At 42.0% G+C, this 22,341-nt stretch carries 21 protein-coding genes and 1 pseudogene; 15 read left to right on the top strand and 7 right to left on the bottom strand.

The features are described from left to right. The first annotated feature begins 125 nt into the window (after positions 1-125). The gene (locus ACKTT2_RS07745; protein ID WP_407885380.1) at positions 126-2,066 is read left to right on the top strand and encodes a S9 family peptidase; all 1,941 of its coding nucleotides are present in this window, start codon (positions 126-128) and stop codon (positions 2,064-2,066) included. An 84-nt stretch (positions 2,067-2,150) separates the two neighbouring features. Here ACKTT2_RS07745 and ACKTT2_RS07740 read toward each other — a convergent pair whose 3' ends face one another. Continuing rightward, positions 2,151-2,360 (bottom strand): hypothetical protein, encoded by a 210-nt coding sequence (locus ACKTT2_RS07740; protein ID WP_407885379.1) that lies wholly within the window; start codon positions 2,358-2,360, stop codon positions 2,151-2,153. An 83-nt stretch (positions 2,361-2,443) separates the two neighbouring features. Here ACKTT2_RS07740 and ACKTT2_RS07735 point away from each other — a divergent pair, with 83 nt between their 5' ends. From ACKTT2_RS07735 to ACKTT2_RS07725, 3 genes are all read left to right on the top strand, one after another. Beyond that, a complete protein-coding gene (locus ACKTT2_RS07735; protein ID WP_407885378.1) occupies positions 2,444-4,252 on the top strand; it encodes a hypothetical protein in 1,809 nt (602 codons plus the stop codon). A gap of 152 nt (positions 4,253-4,404) precedes the next feature. After that, a complete protein-coding gene (locus ACKTT2_RS07730; protein ID WP_407885377.1) occupies positions 4,405-6,024 on the top strand; it encodes a DUF8225 domain-containing protein in 1,620 nt (539 codons plus the stop codon). A 263-nt stretch (positions 6,025-6,287) separates the two neighbouring features. After that, a complete protein-coding gene (locus ACKTT2_RS07725; RefSeq protein WP_407885376.1) occupies positions 6,288-8,300 on the top strand; it encodes an NAD-binding protein in 2,013 nt (670 codons plus the stop codon). Between the two features lie 205 nt (positions 8,301-8,505). On the opposite strand, the gene ACKTT2_RS07720 is transcribed toward ACKTT2_RS07725, so the two are convergent. Next, positions 8,506-8,745, bottom strand: coding sequence for a hypothetical protein (locus tag ACKTT2_RS07720; RefSeq protein ID WP_407885375.1), 240 nt, complete (start codon positions 8,743-8,745; stop codon positions 8,506-8,508). 165 nt (positions 8,746-8,910) lie between these two features. On the opposite strand from ACKTT2_RS07720, the gene ACKTT2_RS07715 reads away from it, so the two are divergent. Beyond that, complete coding sequence (locus tag ACKTT2_RS07715) at positions 8,911-9,159, top strand: DUF6932 family protein (RefSeq protein WP_407885374.1); 249 nt, start codon at positions 8,911-8,913, stop codon at positions 9,157-9,159. Next, a complete protein-coding gene (locus ACKTT2_RS07710; protein WP_407885373.1) occupies positions 9,156-9,674 on the top strand; it encodes a hypothetical protein in 519 nt (172 codons plus the stop codon). Before ACKTT2_RS07715 ends, ACKTT2_RS07710 begins: the two co-directional genes overlap by 4 nt. Before the next feature lie 65 nt (positions 9,675-9,739). Here ACKTT2_RS07710 and ACKTT2_RS07705 read toward each other — a convergent pair whose 3' ends face one another. Beyond that, entirely contained in the window at positions 9,740-9,874 is a 135-nt protein-coding gene (locus tag ACKTT2_RS07705; protein ID WP_407885372.1) for a hypothetical protein, read from the bottom strand. A gap of 326 nt (positions 9,875-10,200) precedes the next feature. Next, complete coding sequence (locus tag ACKTT2_RS07700) at positions 10,201-10,971, bottom strand: PAP/fibrillin family protein (protein ID WP_407885371.1); 771 nt, start codon at positions 10,969-10,971, stop codon at positions 10,201-10,203. A 314-nt stretch (positions 10,972-11,285) separates the two neighbouring features. Between ACKTT2_RS07700 and ACKTT2_RS07695 the strand changes: the two genes are divergently transcribed. The 8 genes and pseudogenes from ACKTT2_RS07695 (at position 11,286) to ACKTT2_RS07660 (ending at position 17,797) form a co-directional block, all read left to right on the top strand. Beyond that, positions 11,286-12,707 (top strand): aromatic ring-hydroxylating dioxygenase subunit alpha, encoded by a 1,422-nt coding sequence (locus tag ACKTT2_RS07695; protein WP_407885370.1) that lies wholly within the window; start codon positions 11,286-11,288, stop codon positions 12,705-12,707. Between the two features lie 17 nt (positions 12,708-12,724). Continuing rightward, positions 12,725-12,865: a hypothetical protein gene (locus ACKTT2_RS07690; protein WP_407885369.1), complete on the top strand. Its 141-nt coding sequence runs from the start codon at positions 12,725-12,727 to the stop codon at positions 12,863-12,865. Positions 12,866-12,949: 84 nt separating this feature from the next. Further along, complete coding sequence (locus ACKTT2_RS07685; protein WP_407885368.1) at positions 12,950-13,777, top strand: pentapeptide repeat-containing protein; 828 nt, start codon at positions 12,950-12,952, stop codon at positions 13,775-13,777. 32 nt (positions 13,778-13,809) lie between these two features. Continuing rightward, positions 13,810-14,205 carry a transposase family protein gene (locus ACKTT2_RS07680; protein WP_407885367.1) on the top strand — a complete coding sequence of 132 codons (396 nt, stop codon included), beginning with the start codon at positions 13,810-13,812 and terminating at the stop codon, positions 14,203-14,205. Positions 14,206-14,315: 110 nt separating this feature from the next. Beyond that, positions 14,316-15,254: pseudogene (locus tag ACKTT2_RS07675) on the top strand (ISL3 family transposase); the annotation flags it as partial. 25 nt (positions 15,255-15,279) lie between these two features. Next, positions 15,280-16,311: a DUF3616 domain-containing protein gene (locus ACKTT2_RS07670; protein WP_407885388.1), complete on the top strand. Its 1,032-nt coding sequence runs from the start codon at positions 15,280-15,282 to the stop codon at positions 16,309-16,311. Positions 16,312-16,424: 113 nt separating this feature from the next. Next, on the top strand, positions 16,425-16,949 hold the full coding sequence (locus ACKTT2_RS07665) for a hypothetical protein (RefSeq protein ID WP_407885365.1): 525 nt from the start codon (positions 16,425-16,427) through the stop codon (positions 16,947-16,949). 206 nt (positions 16,950-17,155) lie between these two features. Next, a complete protein-coding gene (locus ACKTT2_RS07660) occupies positions 17,156-17,797 on the top strand; it encodes a PEP-CTERM sorting domain-containing protein (protein WP_407885364.1) in 642 nt (213 codons plus the stop codon). On the opposite strand, the gene ACKTT2_RS07655 is transcribed toward ACKTT2_RS07660, so the two are convergent. The 3 genes from ACKTT2_RS07655 to ACKTT2_RS07645 all read right to left on the bottom strand — a co-directional run bounded on the left by ACKTT2_RS07655 (position 17,775) and on the right by ACKTT2_RS07645 (position 20,025). Continuing rightward, complete coding sequence (locus tag ACKTT2_RS07655) at positions 17,775-18,050, bottom strand: hypothetical protein (RefSeq protein WP_407885363.1); 276 nt, start codon at positions 18,048-18,050, stop codon at positions 17,775-17,777. The genes ACKTT2_RS07660 and ACKTT2_RS07655 overlap by 23 nt on opposite strands. Before the next feature lie 42 nt (positions 18,051-18,092). Then, complete coding sequence (locus ACKTT2_RS07650) at positions 18,093-18,527, bottom strand: hypothetical protein (RefSeq protein WP_407885362.1); 435 nt, start codon at positions 18,525-18,527, stop codon at positions 18,093-18,095. Positions 18,528-18,651: 124 nt separating this feature from the next. Next, positions 18,652-20,025: a lipid-A-disaccharide synthase-related protein gene (locus ACKTT2_RS07645; protein ID WP_407885361.1), complete on the bottom strand. Its 1,374-nt coding sequence runs from the start codon at positions 20,023-20,025 to the stop codon at positions 18,652-18,654. Positions 20,026-20,179: 154 nt separating this feature from the next. Between ACKTT2_RS07645 and ACKTT2_RS07640 the strand changes: the two genes are divergently transcribed. Next, positions 20,180-22,264 (top strand): BamA/TamA family outer membrane protein, encoded by a 2,085-nt coding sequence (locus ACKTT2_RS07640; protein ID WP_407885360.1) that lies wholly within the window; start codon positions 20,180-20,182, stop codon positions 22,262-22,264. Positions 22,265-22,341: the final 77 nt, after the last annotated feature.

Below are 22,341 nucleotides of genomic sequence, written 5' to 3'. Positions count from 1 at the left end.
GTTTTCTCCTAGCCGCACAAAAGCTTTAGTTGGTGGGCTGTCTTCCCTACCTACAGTACTTAAAGTTTTTCATAAATCATTTAGGATTCCTATACAATAAAGCTTTTGAGCGTTCTTACAAAAACATGAGTAACTTAAAACCACAAGTAACACCATTAGGGTCTTGGCGATCGCCCATCACAACAGATTTGCTAACTTCAAGCACTATCGGATTGGGACAAATTGCTCTTGATGGCGAAGACATATACTGGAGCGAGTTGCGTCCTTGGGAGCAAGGAAGGAATGTTGTTGTCCGACGAACCGCAGATGGACAAACTCAAGATATGACACCCACTCCCTTCAATGTGCGGACTCGAGTTCATGAGTATGGTGGAGGCTCTTTCCTAGTTGCCGATCGCACGATCTACTTTTCCAACTTTGCCGACCAACGTCTTTATCGTCAAGATGTTGGAACACAACCTTCTCCCGTCACACCTGAAGCAACTATACGCTATGCAGATGGTGAGTTTGACCGCAAAAGACACCGGATTATTTGCGTGTCTGAAGACCATACTGTTGGCGGACGCGAACCGATCAATACGCTGGTTAGCTTACAACTAGAGGGGGATGGCAATACTCAAATATTAGTCTATGGTAATGACTTTTATGCTGCACCTCGCCTCAGTCCGGATGGCGATCGCTTGGCTTGGATAACATGGAATCATCCCAATATGCCCTGGGACAGTACGGAACTGTGGGTTGGAGAATTAAAAGCCGACGGTTCTGTGGGAAATACCGAACGAATTGCAGGCGGTTCAGAGGAATCCATTTTCCAACCGCAATGGTCACCCGATGGCAACTTGTACTTTATTTCTGACAAAACAGGCTGGTGGAATCTCTATCGGTGGCAAAATGGTAACGTGGAACCGCTCACTAAAATAGAGGCTGAATTTGGCAAACCCCAATGGATACTGGGTACGTCCACCTATGCAATTGAGTCAACTAACCGGATTGTTTGTTCTTATACTCAGCAAGGCATATGGTATTTGGCAAGTCTTGATACAACAACAGGTGACCTGGAACAGATAGAAGTTCCTTACACGCAAATTGATTCGCTACACGCAGCCTCCGGACAGGTAGTCTTCATCGGTTCTTCTGCTACCCAGTCAAGAGCTATTGTGCAGATAGATTTAAAGACAGGAAAACATGAGATTCTACGGCGCTCTAGTGAAGTCACCATTGATACAGGCTATCTTTCAACACCTCAAACAATTGAGTTCCCAACATCCAACGGAGACACAGCTTATGCCCTGTTCTACCCGCCACAAAACCACGATTACACCGCCCCTGATAGTGAAAAACCTCCCTTACTTGTAAAAAGTCACGGCGGTCCAACAGCAGCAACTTCAAGCAGCCTCAACTTTAGCATTCAGTACTGGACGAGCCGAGGTATAGCAGTTCTTGATGTAAATTACCGTGGTAGTACGGGCTACGGTCGCGAGTATCGACAGAAGCTAAACGGTCAATGGGGAATTGCGGATGTTGATGATTGTGTCTGTGGTGCGCTTTATTTAGTAGAACGGGGGGAAGTAGACGCAAATCGCCTAGCAATTTCTGGTGGGAGTGCAGGTGGTTACACAACGCTTTGTGCCTTAACTTTCCGAGACACATTTAAAGCAGGCGCAAGCTACTATGGAGTGAGTGACACTGAAGCCCTGGCACGGGATACGCACAAATTCGAGTCACGATATTTGGATGGTCTCATCGGTCCATACCCACAACAACGTCAACTGTATCAGGAGCGATCGCCAATCCATTTTACAGAACGTCTTGCCTGTCCGGCGATCTTCTTTCAAGGATTGGAAGATAAGATTGTTCTGCCCAACCAATCTGAGGCAATGGTCGAAGCTCTGCGACGTAAAGGTTTACCTGTAGCCTACGTTGCCTTTGAGGGCGAGCAGCATGGTTTTCGCAATGCCCAGAATATCAAACGTGCTTTGGATGGAGAACTGTACTTCTACTCACGAATTTTTGGTTTTGAACTGGCTGAACCAGTTGAACCTGTAGAAATTGAAAATTTTTCTTAACAGATTTCCCCGGATTTCTCACATTGGAAATGTGGGGCTATACAAACAAAGCCCGCCTGCGCGGGCTCATTATATCATATTCGGTTAAACGTTTATAATATTTGTAGGTTGGGGAGCCACAAAAAGTGCGGGGGTTTCTCCCGTTGAGTGAAGTGGCGTTTGAGGAACGAAACCCAACATGAGTGCAGAGTTTGTTGGGTAACGCGATCGCCTCAACCCAACGAGCGTTAATAAAAAAGTTATGGAACCGCAGACGAACGCAGACGAACGCAGATAAATCTGTATTTCATTCACTGCATAAGTCGCCTTTGCTAGCACCTAGATAATAGGGAAAGCTTTTCAAGCTGAACTGAACGAAAAAAGAAGGTGAGGCAAAAATGCATAAGATTGGTTTAGCAAAATTTGTTATTCTCACTGCGTTCATAGTGTTTGTATCGGGAAGTTCGTGCTTTGTGAGTCATTCACTCCCAGCCCAAGCTCTAACGGTAACACAAAAACAATTTGCAATAGGTAATTTTCAATTAAGGAGTTCTCAAGAAAAACACCCAAAGGTTCTCACGATTCCCCAAGAACGAACCCTCGTTGCACAAGCTAACGCAAACTGCGCTCCAGTAGAATCTGGCAAGATATTTCGTTTCATTGACGGAATAGACTCGTGTGTAGCACCTATGACGGAACAGGAAATTGGGGAGAATCTTAACGATCCTTTCGCCACAGCTATTCTTCGCAAAGGTATTTTTCCAGACAGTGTTGATGCCATTGTGACTGAAATTTCCAACTCTGGGTTAAACCTTCAACAAGCCAACTACTTGCTAGGAGAAGGTAGCCAGATTCCAACTACAGTGGCTTCACGAGAAGAACCTCGTAACCTGCGTTATGTCCTGACTTGGGGAACAAGCCCAACCAGCAGTGCTCAGATTTTGCTCAATGCACCACCAGGAGGAGATTCTAGTTTTCTGCAAGTGATTTCATGGAATGCTCAAGCCAAGAGATACAACTTTTATGAATTCCAGGCACAAGTAGGCGAAACCCAAAATATTTCAACCAGGGTATGGGCTTGGGCTGGTGACTCACCTATGGCACGGGTACCTCAAACTATGGGGCATGGATGTTTCGACTGTCATCATAATGGGGTGGTGATTATGAAAGAATTGGCGTTTCCTTGGAACAATTGGCATTCCCAACGCGCAAAAATATCGCCTTTGAACGTACCTATCGCTGTTGCACAAGAGCAAATCTTTCAGAATCTAAAGGGTGCTGAGATTCTCGAGCGAGTTATCAGAAGTGGATTCCAAACTTACCACCAAAATTGGCTGCGCGATCGCGTAAAAAACGAAGAAGGAACTATTCGGCTCGCTAATGTCAATGAGATGTTGCGTCATCTCACCACCAATACTACCATCAATTTCACCTCCACTAATATAGAAAGTAACGGAGCAAATACCAGTCCAGCCAACAGCGACATATCGGGAATTCCCAATGACTTTTTCCTGTGGGATTCAGCCCTAAAAACAGCGTTAAACCTCAATTACACTATTGAGCCTGTTCAATTTAAACGCAATGATTATGACAATTACCTAAAAATTCATAACTTCAAACTGGTTCAATCTGACTTTCAAAAACCGGATGGTTCGCCATTATATGAGCAAGAAGGTTCCACCTACTTTGCTTTTTTTGTACCCGTACCATCAGCAGAAGATTTGTTCCTGTTGACCCAAATGCGCTCTGCAAAAATTTTTACTGACAAATTTATTGCTTCACTGCTAATGGTTGACTTCAAAAATCCAGTTTTTTCCGAGAAGCGAACTAGTTTGCAGCAGTATGCCGAGCAGATAACAACAGGTACTATCATCAATGGAGTCAGTAGCGTACCTGATGAGTTTGCAAACAAAGTTAAAGCTGTAGCCGCCAGTCAACCAGACTGCGATCCTGCAAATTCCGACACTTGTTCTGGCGAACAACAATTTCTTTTCACTTGGAATCTACCCGACGACCAGTGGAAAACATCCGTGCAGCAGCGAATTCAAACTTATCTAGACGAAATTAACAATCTTTCTGAATCAGAACAATTAGATCGACTCATGCGACTTGCTGTTAAACGGCGATCGCAGTTTCAATCTTGGCCAACTATCAAAAACCTCCAAGAATTCAGCCTGCTATTTCCTCAAACCGATCTACCCCAGTAGTGTACTACTTAATAAGGTTGCCATCGATTATGTTTGAAAAACCAACTTGACATAGCACTTCCCAGACCACTGAAGTACAAATTTATCCGCGTCCATCAGCGTTCATCTGCGGTTAATTATTTCTTAACAATCACAATAATTAGGAGTCAAAAATGCCCAAACTACCTCAATTCAATCCACCAGCAAATCAAAATGATTTCCGCTCTGGAGAAGAAGAGAAAGAAAAAGCCCTCCGCAGTCGTTGGAATAGTAACATCAATCGATTTACAGAACAGACCATTAAAAACGACCCGTGGGACTCTGTGAATCAACCTGCCCTAACCCAATACTACAACCCTCTCAACACAGACATTCCCGAAGGCACAAAGGGAGCAGTTATCCAGTGGACAGCATTTCCAAACAGAATCTTAATTACATTTCCCAATGTAGGACAGCGCAAGCAGTGGCAGTTTGCAGATGAAGGTCCATCAGATCCTAATTATAGTCCCAGAGGACCTCGTGGATGGCAAGACGAGTATTGTGAATGGAGTGTCACCCGCAACTCCGAGGGAAAAATTACCAAAGTCATGTTTACTTGCGAGAACCGAGAATACTGGTACACCCTTTGGGATGTCGAGCCAGCAATTGTGCTTAGAGTTTACCAAGAGTTAGTCGGCTCGCAGGTGCAACTTGAAGACCTTTACTTACGGGACGATAATGGAGAACCTATTATTGACCCAGAAACTGGAAGACCAGCCTATGACGATCTCAACAAGTGGAATAGCACGACAACCAATGGAGCCGTTCATTTAGTCAGTAATCCCAATGCTCTGAGTGCTGAGATTTTTCTTGCAGGTCAAGCCACAGTTCTGCGACAAAATTCAGCAGGTAACCCCATTACCGATAAAAACCAGCTTATCAACTGTAGTCAGTATGGCACTCCAAACCGTAACAGCGATCCGACAATTGGAGCGTCAGTCAACGCATTAGTGCGTGGAACCGGACAACCTGGTTCTGGTGTAAGAATTTCCTTACAGAATCCAGTCGGACTCTACATTCAAGAACCCAGTTTTGACACCTACCAACTTCCCTTAAATGCTCCTGCAAACGCTCAGCCATCAGATTATTGGAAGGTTGTTCGAGGTCGCCGTCGGAAAAATGGAGAGGATATGGATTTTATTCTCCATGCAGTGTTCGAGGTACCAGAAGACCAAGGCTTTACGGTCAGTGATATCGCGATTAATGGATTTAATATTGAATTTGGCTCTCAGATTACACAAACGTTTGACATTGCTTTAGCTGGGTTACCTTTGCCACAAATAACACCACCAGAATCTTTTCAGTGTGCGGGTTTTGCAGAAAAGCCGCTACCGCGTCCATTTCTTTTAAGGGACGCAGAGTTGGTAGATGCAGCTGCTCGTGGTAACCTCAATATGCGAATTGAGCCAGGAACAACAGTGCAAAATGTCGTGCTGATTGCGTTTAATAGCGATCGCAATGCTACCATTGAGTTGACAGGTGCTCCCGGAATTACGGCGACAAAAGTAGATTTTCAAGACCAAGACGGACAACAAACTTTCTTCCTGACAATTACAGCTTCCCCCGATGCACCCTTAGGCGATCGTTCCTTGCTTCTAACCAATCCCGATGGCTCTCAAGGTCCTGCTGTGTTTGGCTTATTGGAAGTCGTTCCACCCGGAACCCTTGCTAGGACTACTGAATCAGGAACGCGATCGCTCGCAGAAAAATCTCCTGTCACATCGATTCCTGCGGTCAAGTTACCAAGAAGGTGATGCAATGCGTGGATTTTAGATTTTGGATTGAGAAAGTCTCACTCTTAGCCCCCCTTATTACAGCTATTTTCAGGTAAATAGACCACAGATGTAGGGGCGCAATACCTTGCGCCCCTACAAAGGGTGTGGTTCATTTAGGTGAAAACTGCTGTAAGGGGGGTTGGGGGGAGCGCATTTGCCTCAAAGATTTAGTGAAATGGTATAAGAGGAGAGAGAGCTATTGATTTCCGAAATGGTACAATATAAGGCTAAAATTTCATTGAGTGGCAAAGACCGAAGTGCTGTTAGATCGGTTTTTGGTTTGTGGGTTGGGTAGTTTGGGACAACATTGTGTTGTTGCCTTAAAACTGTTTGAAGTGAGCGTCATTGCCATAGACAAACAGCTACCTCAAGAGTGGGAAATTTCTCAACTTCCGGATTTGTTGGACAATTTGATCGTAGGTGATTGCCGTCACTCAAGTGTTTTAGAGCAAGCCCAAATTCTACAATGCAGAGCAGCTCTCATAGTAACTAATAACGAACAAGTCAATGCAGAGACAGCTTTAACAGTACGAAAGCTAAATCCCAAAACTCGTATAGTTGTCCGTTCTTCAAAAAGAAATCTCAATGAGTTATTGAGCGAGCATTTAAAAAACTTTACTGCTTTTGAACCTACACAGCTACCTGCTCCAGCTTTTGCCCTTGCTGCTCTTGGTACAGATACATTAGGATTGTTTAACTTAGAAGGACAGTGGCTACGGGTCATGAGACGCGTTATGTCATCAACAGATACCTGGTGCAACAACCGTTTGTTATACGATATTAACACTCATCACCGTCGGCTCCTCTATTATAAATCTGACGCTGCTTCACTCAAATTATTGGATGACTGGGAATTAGATGCACGTATTAAGCCTGGAGACACGATTGTTTATATTGAAGCAACAAAGCTAAGTCTCACTGATTTAGAGTTACCAATAAGAAAAACTTGGTATAGTCCCAATTTTTTTCTAACAAAAATTAAACAACTTAATTGGCTCAACATTCAGCAAAGCGTAACTAACTTTTGGCAAGATTCCGATAAAAATCGGCTCAAGCAGGTAGGTATGATTTGTGGAGCCATTGTAGTCTTTTTATTACTGTTGGGTACTATTCTGTACAGGCTAACCTATCCCAAAATGAGCTTGATAGATGCTTTTTTGACTTCAGTTATGCTGCTCTTAGGAGGATTTAACGATCTGTTTGGGGGATTCGATTTTACACAACCAGTTCCTCTGTGGTTGCGACTGATTAGCTTGGGAATGACAATTAGTGGTACAGTTCTGATAGGAATACTCTATAGTTTCCTGACAGAAAGACTATTAGCCGCTAGGTTTCAGTTAATTAAACGGCGTCCACCTGTTCCCCAAAAAAATCACGTAGTTGTGGTAGGGTTTGGTCGAATTGGTCAAAGAATTGCAGAAATTCTACAAGAGTTTAAACAGCCGCTTGTTGGCATTACCTTTAATACAAATTCCGATGCATCTCTTTTGCCAAAAATGCCACTCCTTAATGGTTCCCTAACAGGATCTCTTGCTAAGGCAAATCTCAAGACAGCAAAGAGTGTTGTGGTGGTGACTGATGACGAAATGCTGAATTTGGAAGTCAGCCTCATGAGTTATGATGTAAATCCAGAAAGTAATTTGGTTGTTCGTACCACAGGGCTAGGATTAAGTGATAACTTGGCTGAACTCTTGCCAAATGCTCAAATTCTATGCGTGAATTCTGTAGCTGCTGAAGTTTTTGCAGGAGCAGCATTTGGAGAAAGTATCACTCATTTGTTTCGTGTCGATCGCACAACTATCTTGGTTACAGAATACCAAATTGAGCTTGGTGATACTCTGAATGGCTTGTTATTATCTGAAGTTGCTTGTGGTTATGGTGTTGTTCCCATTCTCTACCAAAAAGATGCAGAAACACCAAAGTTAATGCCTTCTGAAGATATTCGCTTAGCTGTTGGCGATCGCATGGTCGTAATAGCAACAAGCCATGGTTTACAAAGGGTTGAGCAGGGGGACACTAGGCTCACGTTAAAAAATTGGCAAGTCCATATTGCAAGAGCTTTAACAGAAGATGCAAAATTTGAGGGAGCTAATATTATTGCCCGAATTTCCGGATGCAATCTTAATGTTGCAAGAAACTTGATGAAAAATTTACCAGAAACCTTGCCTTTGCCACTCTACAAACATCAAGCCCAACGTCTAATTCTAGAATTAGGCAAAGCTCAAGTTGTTGGCTCTTTGCTTTCAGTTCAATAAGTCGGTCTAAGAGGATGTTTTAAAAGTTATGAATTGATGTATCAAATATTTTTACCCCACCCTAATCCTCCCCGATGGATTGGGGAGGGAACTGGATTTTTCTTGTTTCCCCCCAATACATCGGGGGGATTAAGGGGGGTAATAATGCGATAAAAATCACAGCCAACCACTTTACAAACATCCTCTAAGACTATCAACACATTCCTTACCAATCCTTTTCAAGTGGAACATCTTGTGGAGTGAGATAGGAAAACTCTAGACCCATCATGTCTAATAATTCTAGAAATACATTGGGTTCTATTTCCATAATTTCTGCTGCTTTTTTTAAGCTAATCACTCGCGAAAATAATGCCCCAAGCACAAACAGAAACGTTTCTTTCTGCTCAATATCATTGAACAATTGAATTTCTGCTGCCACACTTCTAAGTACTTCCTTACTAGTCATAAATCTATCGCGAACCCAAGAATTATCTTGATAAATATTAATACAATATTTAACTGTATAGTTCACGTGTTGGACGCCGAATTCGGCTGTTTGAACGACGTCCAGATATTATAATTTACCCTTCCGCACCATCGCACCAACGTGTTTTAGCAAGCTGTTTGTAGCATGATTATGTTGCATCCCTTGTTTTACAGCCCACTGCACAGCTATCCACTAAACTACCTAAGAAAAAATGCTCCTCTCATATTAAATTTTTATAACAGTGAAGTACAAAAAGCTAAGTATAAGGGTGAGATATATCCATCTGACCAGCCCGTAGATGAGTCTACAATGTCAATCGAATTTTTCCAACGTGACCGAGAACAAAATAGAAAAGGTATCATAGGTATTAATCTACGGGAATGGTCGCCATGATTAAGAACGACAAGCAGCTCATATATTCTCAGGAGTGGGCGGAAAAATTTGCAGAAGCCAACCGGAAATTACGGGTGAATGAAGAAAAACGACAAAAAGACCCTGATGGATGGCAATTAATCCAAGATTCTAACAAGGCGCTACAGCAGAAACTATTAGATGAAATTGCTGAATACGAAATGCTGGTTTTCCATAACCCTAACGAACCGATCTCCCTTAAAGTCGAGTGCATGAACAAGATATCAAACCTGTTAATCAAAGCACGAATTGCTTTCAAAATTACGCAGAAAGAACTGGCAGCATTATGCAGTCGTACAGAAGAACAAATTAAATCATTTGAAGATAAAGACTATCAAAATGCATCTTTCCTTGATTTTTTAGCTGTAGCAGATACATTAGGAGTTGAGATTGTTGATGGGAAATTTGTTGCTAAGATGGATGCTTTTTATCTGGAACGCCTTGTGGCGATGCGGCAAGCAGAAAATGTGGATGCTTCTTTCAAGGCTGCATCTTAATCTGAGAAGTTGTAACCATATTTTCGTCCTTTATTTTCACCTTTGTCGGTGGGGTAGTCGCAAGTTCAACAACAGTAGTTTTGGCTTGATGTACCGACTCTTTTTCCTGTGTAATACTTAGGATCGCCTAACCCCACTAAACCCAAGCAACCCGCTAATCCCAACTGCCAAAAACCATCAAGCCAGCTTTTTGTTTCCATAAATCGGGCATTCCTTAAATGAATTAGCGAGTTCGCTTCTCATTAGGCAAGATAACAGAACCCAGATTGCCAGGACAAGTCTTACAGACGATTTCTCAAATGTCTTTACGGCTGTATCTGGAAGTCCTCGTCTGCTCCTTAAATTATTTCTTACTATGCCCAATACCCGATGCCCTATTTTCAAAACAGTTTCTAATTAAAGAGAATTTTTGATAGTGTAGCACAAGGTTTTTGATGAAACTGAAATGGAGGAAACTTCTGAAGCTTTAATTCAGGCGTTGAATGAAACAAGAGAAAAACAGGGAAAATCAAAATTATTTGAGTAGTTAATGTTGTCGATCGCACACCAAAACTGTCCCCCGTTCCCCACGAGTGATTCGTAGTTCCTCATCTAGATAAAGAATTTCCAAACGCCCTTTTGGAGAACGTTTCATCGTAAAAGAAATTTCTCCGGTCTCTGGATTCATGGCTTCTGAAGAAACTAGACCAAACATCAACTTCAAGAAACCAGACATTAAACTTTCTTTCCAATTTCTCTTTGCAGACTGTCTCTGCTCGCCAAAAGTAGCCTTCCACTCGTCTATGTTCGTTGAGGTTTGCGGTGCTAGAATTCCTCCTGTAAATTGTACTTGCAGTACCGTATCGCCAATCGGATGACATATTCCTTGATTGCGAACAATACCAGCTAATTGAGGAACAGACTTATCAATGGTTGTAAATTCAACCACGATATCGTGAGTTCGCTGTTCGCCATTTTCTAATAAGAAGACAGGTTGAAAAACTCGGTCGATCGCGACTTTTAGTTCTGTCGGTTGAAACATATTGAAAGCCAGACGACCAAGAGTATAAGCAAACTTTCCATCTGCAAGTTGCTCGCCTTGAGGAAAATTCGGCGCACTAATCAACAACCATTCACTATCCATAAATTTACCACTACGGGCTGGTGCTGTTGTTAGGTTGAGCGATTGGAGATTTTCAATTGCAGTTATGACGGATCGATCTTTGGTATTTCCACCACAAGCAGCGAGTGCTTCACGCAAAGCTGTTTTAGCTACTGTACGTTTTTCCGTATCTACTGCCATATGTTGAGATGTCATCGCTACTCTTAGCTTTAACTAATACTATTCTATAGTAGTTTTCTTTTTACACAATCCAAATCTTGTCTGTGGTGGTGCGTGGTACGGGCGGGGACGCCCGTACTAAATAAGAAGACGGGCGGGGACGCCCGTACCACAAGAACATATTGTAATACAAAAAATATTGTACTACAACAACATAGTTATACTACGGTTTCTTTACCAGAAAATTACGGTAAACCATAGACAGATTTTTCAATTCTACCTCGCCTAACTCATTAAAAAATTGTTAGATTCTGAGTGGATAAAATATCAAAACCATTGTTGATTCCACCATGTTCAGTAGCATCCTCCAGCCAGAGGAATCACCTCTTTCAGTCACTTCTCAAACTCAAGACACAAAAGAACTTCCCAGTGGTGGACTCGATCCAGATCGCTTTGATTGGCACGAAGTTTGGTATCCCGTCCATTATATTGAAGATTTAGACAAATCCCAGCTAACTCGCTTCACCTTATTAGAGCGAGATATTGTTATTTGGTGGGATAACAACGAACAAATGTGGCGAGCATTTGTAGACCAATGTCCCCATCGCTTAGCGCCACTATCTGAAGGAAGAATTAACGAAGACGGTTTACTAGAATGTCCCTATCATGGTTGGGCATTTTCAGGAACGGGTAAATGCGATCGCATTCCGCAACAAGTCGAGGGAGGTAAAGCTGAAGTTTCTCAACGTGCGTGCGTCACTTCACTACCGACCACAGTTCGTCAAGGAATGTTATTTGTTTATCCCGGTTCTCCAGAGAATGCACTTAACACCAAAGTTCCCGTTGTTGATATCTTAGACGAAGAACCAGAAGGTTGGATTTGCCTCAATACCTTTCGAGACATACCCTATGATGCCCTGACATTGATGGAAAACGTCCTCGATACCAGTCACATTCCTTACACCCACCACCGTACCGTTGGTAACAGAGCTAATGTATCTCCTGTAGAATTGGAAATTGTAGAATCAGGGAAATGGGGATTCAAAGGCATTTGGGCAGAAGGTCCTCGAAAAGGAACTCTAGGTCGCCAGGATACGACCTTCATTGCTCCTAGTATGATGTGGCATGACCTCACTTCCAAACAATTTGGTAGGACGTTGACAGTCGTCTACGCAACTCCCATTCGTAAAGGAGAATGTAGGCTATTTGCGCGTTTTCCCTTCAAGTTCACCTCAAAATTACCAGGGATATTTCTCAAACTAACTCCGCGCTGGTACTCTCATATCGGGCAAAATAGCGTGTTGGAAGATGACCAGATTTTCTTGCATCACCAAGAACGGTATCTAGAACAACGTGGTGGTAGTGCCAACTTTACCAAAGCATTCTATTTGCCAACCAAAGCGGATTTGTTTGTATTCGAGCTGCGTTCCTGGGTGAATCAATATAGTGTCGATCCTTTTGAAGGAGCAACTCTATCACCGGCACTGCCCAAGGAAATTTTACTAGATAGATACCACTCTCACACGAAGAAATGTGCTAGCTGTAGTAAGGCTCTCAAAAACCTGCAACGATTGCGGTTGGGAGTCGCTGTCATAACAGGGTTGGTTTGGTTGCTGCTTCCTTTGCTAATGTTTGTATACCCTCAAGTCAATGCGATCGCTATGAGCTTGTTAACTTTAGCTGTTATTAGCGGCGCTGGTATTTGGTTTGGTTTGGGTAAGTTAGAACGACGATTGTATCAAGGACGCACGGTGCCACCTAGAAATCAGTGACCAGTGACCAGTGACCATTGACCAGCGAGCGAAAACCTCTCAGTAACTTTTATAACATCATGTCTTGTGGTACGGGCATCCTGCCCGTACATTCAAGAGTCCTTACAAGTATGCTCATGCCACAGTCAAGTAGTTTAACCCGAAATGGCTGTAAATAATTCATTAACCAAATTTCATATTATTTGTCAGTAATTGGGAACTTTAGCCATGGATATAACTATACACCTTTATAGTTATCTATAATGAACCTAGACAAGACGCAGAATCAGAAGAAGCAGATTGGGCTGACAAAGCAGAAATTTTTTATAGGACTTGCTATTGCTGGAACTATTGCCATTTTCCCCGCATTATATCGGGTTGATTGGGCTGGATTCGGACCAGACTCAAATAAATCAGTGACGATAAAGGAAGTTATAAATCCCAAAGACGGAAAAATTATCAAGCTCAAAGAGACAACTGAGCACAAACAATCAGGCAAGACTCTGTGGGACTGGTTGGGGTTAGTTGGTACGCTAGCAATTCCGATAGTGCTTTACCAATTTCAACGTAGCGAACAAGAACAAGTTGATACCAATTCTCGTGAAGAAGCTGTGCTTGGTTATTTTAAGCATATATCAGAGCTATTGATAGATAAAGAATTGAAGCTGTTAATCGCTAAAAAACAAGAAACAACAGATTTTAAAGACCCCATGCTTAATGCGTTACTAGACGCTTCCCGTGCCTGCACGTTATCAATGCTCCGCCGTCTCAATAAAGATGGGGAACGTAAAGGACGTGTTATCCGCTTTTTAAGCGATGCAGAACTTATAAGTGAGTTGAACTTGGAGCTAGCCGACTTAAGTTATGCGAACTTAAGTAATGTCAAGCTAAAAGGCGCTAAATTGGGTTACGCCAACTTGAGCAATGCTGACCTAAGTTTGACAGACTGTCGCATCATAAAGAAAATCAAAAATGCAGTTTCCTCAGAAGAGTTTGCTGAAACTGGAATACAACTATACTGTGCCGACCTGAGAAACGCTAACCTTAGCGATCGCTTCGGCTCTTGCGTACTTAACGTGCTAAAATATTAGGATATCTATTCAAATTTTAAGTAAAATTAATTATGAAAAGAATCCTTAGTCAACTATTAAATTTACCTGATGTAGCGGTAGAATCAAGTCTAGAAGAGGGTTCTGTCTTAATTTTATCAGTACGTAAAAAGACGAAAAGTGCAGTATGCCCACAGTGCGGTAAAAAGTCCGAACATTTACACCAAAATCAAAATTACTTAGTAAAAGATTTACCGATAGGGGATAAAGAAGTAATATTAAATGTAAATAGACGAAGATTTAAATGTAAAACGTGCCGAAAAACGTTTAACGAAAAGCTTGATTTTGTAGGAGCGAGAAAGACATATACGCATCGATATGCGGAAAATATTGTTAAACAACTTATTAGTAGTAATGTAAGTAATGTGGCGGAAAATAATGGATTAACCGATGAAGAGGTTAATGCTTGAAGATGTAGCTAAAAATGTATTACCAATAAACCTAAATAATTTGACTTATGTTAGGAATCGATGAAATAAGTTTAGTAAAAGGGCAAGGAAAATTTATTGTTGTACTTGTAGATATAGATTCAGGGAGATTAATAGGATTAGTAAAAGAAAGAAAACAAATGGAAATAGAAAATGTTATGAAAAAGTGGGGAGACTCAGTTCTAGAACGGATAGAAGAAGTTAGTATGGATCTGACGACGCATTGTCCCCTCCAGAATGGGGCAACCCTCAAGCCCCTTGTTTTAACGAGGGGTAGTGCAGGATATCCCGAAATAGGGTTGCCCCATTCTGGTACGTGTAAGACCCCCGTGACCGGAAATTATAAAAGTTTAGTCGATAAGATTTGCCCAAATGCTGTTGTTACAGTCGATAGGTTCCATGTTACCAAAATAATACATGAAGAATTAAACCAAGCTAGAATAGCAGAAAAGAAAACAGCCTCAGAGTTAAAAGTTGAAGATAGGGAAAAAATTTTTGATAGTTTAAAAGGTAATAAATTTACAATTTTAAAAGCAGAAGACAAGCTGACGACGCATTGTCCCCAGAAAAAGGGGGAACCTTCAAACCCCTTTATTTATAGAGGGGTAGTGCAGGATATCCCAAATAAGGTTCCCCCTTTTTCTACGTGTAAGACCCCCGTGACAGATAAACAAAAAATAAAATTAGATGCATCTCTGATTGCATCTCCTTTAATAGCAATAATGCATTCATTGAAAGAAGAATTCCGCGATTTATTTGATACGAATGAAGATTCAGGAACAGGAATCTTAGGGCTACTCGATTGGTTAGAAAAAGCTGAACCTTATTATCAGAAAAGTGGGAAGACAATTAAGCGTTGGTTTGGAGAAATTGCTGGATATTTTGAAAGAAAAACTACTAACGGGGTAGTAGAAGGAATTAATAATAAATTGAAGCTAATAAAACGAAATGGATTTGGCTTTAGGAACTTTCGCAATTTTGAAATTAGAGCTTTACTTTCTTGGCATTATGATATTAATTTAGCACGTTAAGTACGCAAGAACCGCCGTTGTACAAATAGGTAATACCCTCTGGGTCGCCAACGATGAAACTATTAGCCTGGAACGGGTTTCTTTACTACAAGGTAATGCTGATGACACTTACAAATATGGGGAACATAAACAATTCGCGTTGAATGAATACCTTCAACTTCCAGTACCCCCTCCATCCGATTTTAAAGATATTGAAGAGATAGATGTAGAAGGGCTTGACTGCAAAAATAGTTATCTTTGGCTAGTAGGTTCTCACAGTTTGAAACGTCGTAAACCGGATAAGGAAAAACCAACCGATCTGAAGCCTTTGGCTGAGGTAACGAGAGATGGTAACCGCTTTCTTCTGGCTCGCATTCCTATCGTGGAAAAGGATGGGACGTACATTCTGGAGAAGGAAGTTGTGCAGAAGGGTGAAAAACTTACTGCTGCAAAATTGCGTGGTGACGATAAAGGTAACGATTTGACTAAGGCTCTAGCTCAAGACGAACACTTGCAATCCTTCCTCACGATACCTGGTAAAGACAATGGATTCGATATTGAGGGGTTAGCTGTTACAGGCGATCGCATTTTCATTGGGTTGCGTGGACCGGTTTTGCGTGGTTGGGCTGCGATCCTTGAAGTGGAGGTTGAAGAAGATAATGAAGACCCTTTCACTTTAAAGCTCAAAGAGATAGGACTTGACAACCAACGCTATCGGAAGTATTTCCTTGATTTAGGTGGATTAGGTATTCGTGACTTATGCGTGCGGGGTTCCGATCTGCTGATTCTTGCTGGACCCTCAATGGATCTTGATGGTCCAGTTACTATCTTTCAATGGCGAGGAGGCGCAGAACCAAAGGACGAAAGTTTAGTTTTCTCACCACAAATCCAGTCTATCGGGGATATCCCTTTTGGTCTAGGTGAGGACAAGGGAAAAGACCATGCAGAGGGTATGACTCTGTTCTCTACTAATAACAACAGCGATCGCTTTGTCCTTGTAGTTTATGACTCTGCGTCCAAAAGCCGAATAACACAAACTAGTACCCAAGAAGTGGATATTTTCTCTTTACCTGAATAAGGCGATAAAAACAAATTTCTTGTACAAAATCTATCACTTGAAAAGAATGTATAGACCTTCAAACAGAGCGTCTCTACAGACTTCAACCAAAGCTTCAGTGAAACACTTAAATTATGAATAGTAGCCAAAATAATATTCCAACTACAAAGATTATCATATCTCTAACTGGTATAGTTTTTTCAGTTCTACATTCTGCAAAAGTTCTCACTTTTGATACTCAAGGCTTAATTCTTATTATAATAGCTTTTCTTCCTTGGTTAGCTGGTATTCTTTCAAAAGCAGAGCTACCAGGAGGTTGGAAATTAGAGTTTATACAACAGATAAAAGAAGAACAAATTCGTCAAAAAACTGAAATCGAGCAATTAAAGTTTTTGATAGAAGGTTTTATCACTGATAGCGAGCTGAATATTATTAGAAAAATTTATTTTAAAGAGCCATTTTTAGTAAAGGTAGATGACACTTCTCATTTCTTTTCCAATGAACTGGACAGGTTGAGAAAGCTTGGGCTAATCGCAAATTTTGATGGTAAAGGTAGACGTACCCTGCTTCAGAATGATGGTCAAAAACGAGAAGTTGGAGAACACTTTTATATTACTGACAAGGGGAGAACTTATCTTCAATTTAGAGGGATTATTTGACTTATAACTACACTACGAGCATTATTTTGTTGAACTTTGCTCAAACCTCAGACAATGTTAAGAAATTTAAAGATTTATCCGTATTTACGTAAATTCTTTAATAACTGCCGATAAATTATGGAGTCACTTTAGGTTTTAATTGGTTGAATTTACTGACATTCAGGTGTGCTGACTGCTAACAAACTATTTTTAAGAGGTCAACTGAAATGAATTGCCTGTGTCAAAAAGCAGTAATTGCAACAGCTGGAGTTATTTTAAGTTTTGCTGCAATTGAAGCGAAAACGATAGATACTGCACGAGCTACCACCGTTACATACAATTTCAATGTAGACATGACATATGGTCCGTTATCGGGACAAAGTTATTCTGGTAATTTCAGTTACGATGATGTATCGAGCAAGCAAAGTGATGGTACATACAAAGTTACGTCAGGCATCTTCAACTACGCAAGCAGTTCAACAGGTGGATTACCATCACAGTATTCTCTAACTGGCTTAACTTTTTTTGATCGAAGTACTCCTGGCATGGAGGATCGTTTTGGCTTGGAAAACTTTTTTTATCCTCCTAGAATTCTATACAGCAATCCTGCAAGCGATCCCTACGCTAAAGGCTTTTTTTTCCGGTTTGGGTTTAATTTAGGGTCTTTCCCGTTTCCTGCTATGTTTTATGATGAAGGTTACTTTGGGAGCGGTAGTCCAATCTTCAATTTTGGAAAGGTAACTTACACCCGTTCTGTTGCTGTCCCGGAGCCAACAACTGTGCTAGGGCTGCTCTTACTTGCGACGTTAGGTCTTTGGAAGAGTGTCCGTTCGAGCAGACACTCTTTCAAGGGCGCTTGCATGAAATAGGGTCAATCCCTAAAATAGGTGGGAATTGGGATTGACAATCTATTCGAGAAGAGGGCAGTTTTTGCAACTGCTCTATGTTTTGTTCGTAATCCTTTTGGGAGACATTTAGTTTTTCCTCAAGTTGCTGTAACTCCTGCTTTTGTAAAGGTGGAGGGTTTTTAAGTATTTGCTGTTGTTCGGGTTTAACTTTGAGTACATTCGGTAAGTCATGACGGGGAATGTCAATCTGAGCAATAAGGATTACGGGCAGCATCAAGGGTTTTCATTAAAGGTATTAGTGCGATTCGTTGGTTCTTTATGAAGTAATTGGACGGTCTCCATCGACTTCAAGAGTATCCTTAACTTGAAGATGACTTTTAACAATCGGGCGTTGACCATCTATGTTCAAAGTATCTTTAACCTCTACATCACTTTTGTCAATCGGACGCATACCGTCTACAGGAAGCATTTCATGCTCCTGAAAATTGCTTTTAGCGATCGGACGCTGACCATCTACATCAATTGTTTCTTGTATCTGAATTTTGCTTTTTGCAATTGGGCGGACACCATCTACCTCAAAGGTGTCTGCAAGCTTAAAAGAACTTGGATCGATTGGACGGTGACCATCTACATCAACTGTTTTCAGACTTTGTTTGGGTTCTTCTGATGAAGAAACTATGTTTGCTTTGGTATCCGTGGTCTTCTGACTTAAATCATTGACAGTGCTATCAACTTGTGGGTTGTTATTCATGGAACACGCCTCGAACTCACGTCTTTAGTAGCATGACTTTATTTCGGTAGCTTTTGCACCTTCCTTTATGAAGAACTTTCAACAAGAAGCATTCTTGAAAAGTTAGCGTAAAAATGATTACCATCTACTCCTGACTCAATTGCTCTATCAAACAATCAGCAATGCGTCTAGCAGCACCTGGTTTACCCATTCGCCGCACGCCATTTTCCGCTATATCTTGTAAAGTATCGGGATTGTATAAAAGACTTCGCACGACACTAGCAGTTGCTCCCGGCTCTTGAATAAGAATCACTGAAGGTCCTAAAAGACGGCTTTGGGCTTCTGCAAAGGAAGCTGTAAACTGAGGTCCCTTTCCAGGAAAAATAATCGCGGGTTTGCCCAAACCCACAAATTGCTCTGTTGCGGTTCCTGCCATGGCAATGGCTAAATCTGCCATATGCAGACAATCATTATAAGCGTCTTGAGTTAGTACAACATAAGCATTTAGCTGCTTAAATGACACGGCATTTTTATCGGCAATTTTCACAGGTGTTCCTGCATGGGGACGCCAACCTTGGGCTTCTAGCATTTGTCGCATACTCTCAAAATGTAAGCTAGGTGCGATCGCTCCCAAGAATACCACTGTTTTAGAAGAATGTCCTATAAAATCTCGCTCTTGAAACAGTTCCATCACAGTAGAGATAGCGATTATAATTTGATGCCAGTTATTGTAAGCTTCTGGAGGACGAGAACCAGGTAACAGAGTGACAACAAAGGGTCGAACGAGTTCCTGTTGTTCTGCATCAAAATTGTAAAATCGTTGAGTAGAAAAAGATGGTTCTAACCCATCCATCATGGGATTGCCCATGTCAAACGCCGGAACTGAAAAGTTTGTTAATATCTCTGATGTAAGGGTATCTCGTGGAAATACAGCTTTGCAACGAGGACGGCTCATCAGCCAACGTTCCCAAGGATGATAAACCGAGCCGGAAAAGTGTTCCAACCATGTAGCTTGGTTTTTCCGTTTTAATATTCCAATTTCATCTCGCACGTAATATTCCGATCTTGCCGTTCCCACAAAAGCATAGTTGGTTTCACTGAGAGATGCAAATAATAGTGGAACAATATCTCCCACTGCCAAGACAGCATTCTTATACCCCAATCTTTTTTGAGTTTTAACCCAGTTGCGTATAGCTTTTATTTGCTCGAGCGTCAGTTGTAACAAACCACCTTGCACATCTCGCATGAATTGGCGTCCATCCATATAGATAAAACCACCTGATGGCATAGTACGTACCGAACCAATGATGGGAATATCTAATTGATGGTAGGCGTGTCCCTCTCCCACTATTGGTAAAGCAACAATCTCCGGTGGATTGGGCTGTTGCTGAAGTTCCTGTAAAATCCGAACGGCAATAACATCTTCCCCGTGTCCGTTACTCATAACAAGTAATCGCAAACGAGAATTTTCGTTTTGGTACTGAGAGGAGGGTAGGGGTAGTTGTGAGAGATCGCTCATGAGAAACAAAAACTAAAAATTTACTGTCTTGTGGGATACGAGGGATACATGGGGGTATCAATAATCGGCGAAGCAGCTGGAAGTTAGTACTATCCCCATGACCTAACCTCTGTACAGAATTACACACTAACTCCCAGTAAATCAGGCTAGTATTATGCGAGTTTCTTCTGCTGCAATTTTCACTCTAGCGACTTTAACGGCTAGTAACGTTACTCAGCAAGCAATAGCTGCTCCTTCTAATGTTCCCACTCAAGGGGAGAATGTCAACAATATTGTAATTCCTACGGAAGGGCAACAGCGATTGGGGAACTCGGGGCCCCCTCTGGGGATAAGGGGCAATGGCGATTTGGAAGTGGAGACTGAGAATATGGTAGAGTTCTCTCCCTCATCTTCCACATCACCCAATAACCAATCCCCCAGTCCCCAAGCCCCAGTCGCCAGTCCCCAATCCCCCAATCGCCAGTCGCCAGTCGCCAGTCCCCAATCCTCCAGTCCCTCCAACGACCTAGTTGTCACAGCCATAGACGTAAAAATAGAGGGTGCAACTGAAGAATTAGAACAAATTATTCGCAGCAAAATCAAAACTCAAGCTGGTGGTGAAACAAGCGAAAGTCAGTTACAGCAGGATGTTGCAGCTATTTTAGATACGGGTTTATTTGTAAATGCTCGCGTTGATAGTAACACTACATCAACAGGTTTAAACGTTGTCTATCAAGTTCAACCAGTCACTGTGCGTTCCATTCAACTTTCTGGAGCTAAAGCACTGACTTATCAAGTGGCTTGGGAACGTTTTCAATCCCAAGTCGGAACGGCTATTAGCCCTAATGGTTTAAAGGCAGTCGTGGAACAAATCAATAAATGGTACGCTGACAATGGTTATAAAATTGCAAGAGTTATATCTATAACCCCAACTCAAGATGGTATTTTGACTGTTAATGTTGGCGAGGGTGTTATCGGTAGCGTTCAAATTCGCTATGTCAACGACGAAGGTAAAACAGTTGATGACAAAGGTAATCCTGTTAGGGGGCGTACCAAACAAGATTTCTTGCGCCAACAACTCAAACTAAAGTCGGGTCAACTCTTTCAAGAAAGTGTAGTCAAGCAGGATTTGCAGCAACTCTATAAAACGGGGTTGTTTGAAAATGTGAATGTTGCTTTAGAAGGTGATGCGACAAAACTTGATGTCATTTACCAACTGAAGGAAGCAGGTGCTCGTTCTGTTAACGTAGGTGGTAATTACAGTGCTGACCAGGGAATAGTCGGTACGTTTACTTACAATGACCGAAATGTCGGTGGTGGTAACGATACATTAGGTGTGAATGTTCAAGTTGGTCGTCGCGATATTCAGTTTGAATCTAAATTCAGCAGCCCCTATCGCGCCTCAAATCCAGATCGCTTGGGCTACAGCATCACCACCTTTCGCAAACGGGGACTTTCTGACACTTTTGATGGCGACGTTAAACTGGCTGATGGCGATCGCATTCGGGAAGGTAAGATTGGAGGAAGTATCAGTTTTCAAAGACCAATTGATGATTGGGATACTTCTTTAGGTTTCAATTATACTCGTGTCAGTATTCGCGATCGCGAAGGAACGATCGTGCCTTTTGACGAACAGGGTAATCAACTGTCTTTTAGCGGTAGTGGTATCGATGATTTGGCTACCGTCTCTTTCACTGCTACCAAAGATTTCCGAGATAACCCCTCAAATCCAACAAGCGGTTCGATACTGAAACTCAGCACCGAACAATCTGTTCCTATTGGAAATGGACAAATTTCCATGAATCGCATCAAGGCAAACTACACTCAGTTTCAACCTGTTAAGCTATTTGAATCTAAAAAACCCCAAGTCTTTGCTTTGAATTTACAAGCAGGAACGGTACTTGGCGATTTACCACCTTATGAAACCTTTAACTTAGGCGGTCCTAATTCGGTGCGCGGTTATGATGGTGGTGATGTCGCTAGCGGTCGCACTTACGTCTTGGCTTCTGCAGAATATCGTTTTCCCATCCCTATCTTAGATGCATTGGGAGGTATAGTGTTTGCTGATTTTGCCTCCGATTTAGGTTCTGGCGATAGTGTCTTGGATAATCCTGGCGGAGTTCGGGGTAAGCCTGGGACTGGTTTTGGTTATGGGGCTGGTTTGCGCTTTGATTCTCCTTTAGGTCTGATTCGGGCTGACTTCGGTTTAAATGACCAAGGTGAAAGCAGATTGCAATTTGGTATCGGTCAACGATTTTAACAGTGACCAGTGACCAGTGACCAGTGACCAATCCCTTGTTCCCATGCTCTGCGTCCCTCCCTCGTTCCCACGCTCTG

This window comes from Scytonema hankhaensis NUACC26 (assembly GCF_045865695.1).
Classification (GTDB): domain Bacteria; phylum Cyanobacteriota; class Cyanobacteriia; order Cyanobacteriales; family Nostocaceae; genus Scytonema.
The sequence above is the reverse complement of the archived record's forward strand: the minus strand, read 5'-3'. Positions and strand labels throughout refer to the sequence as shown.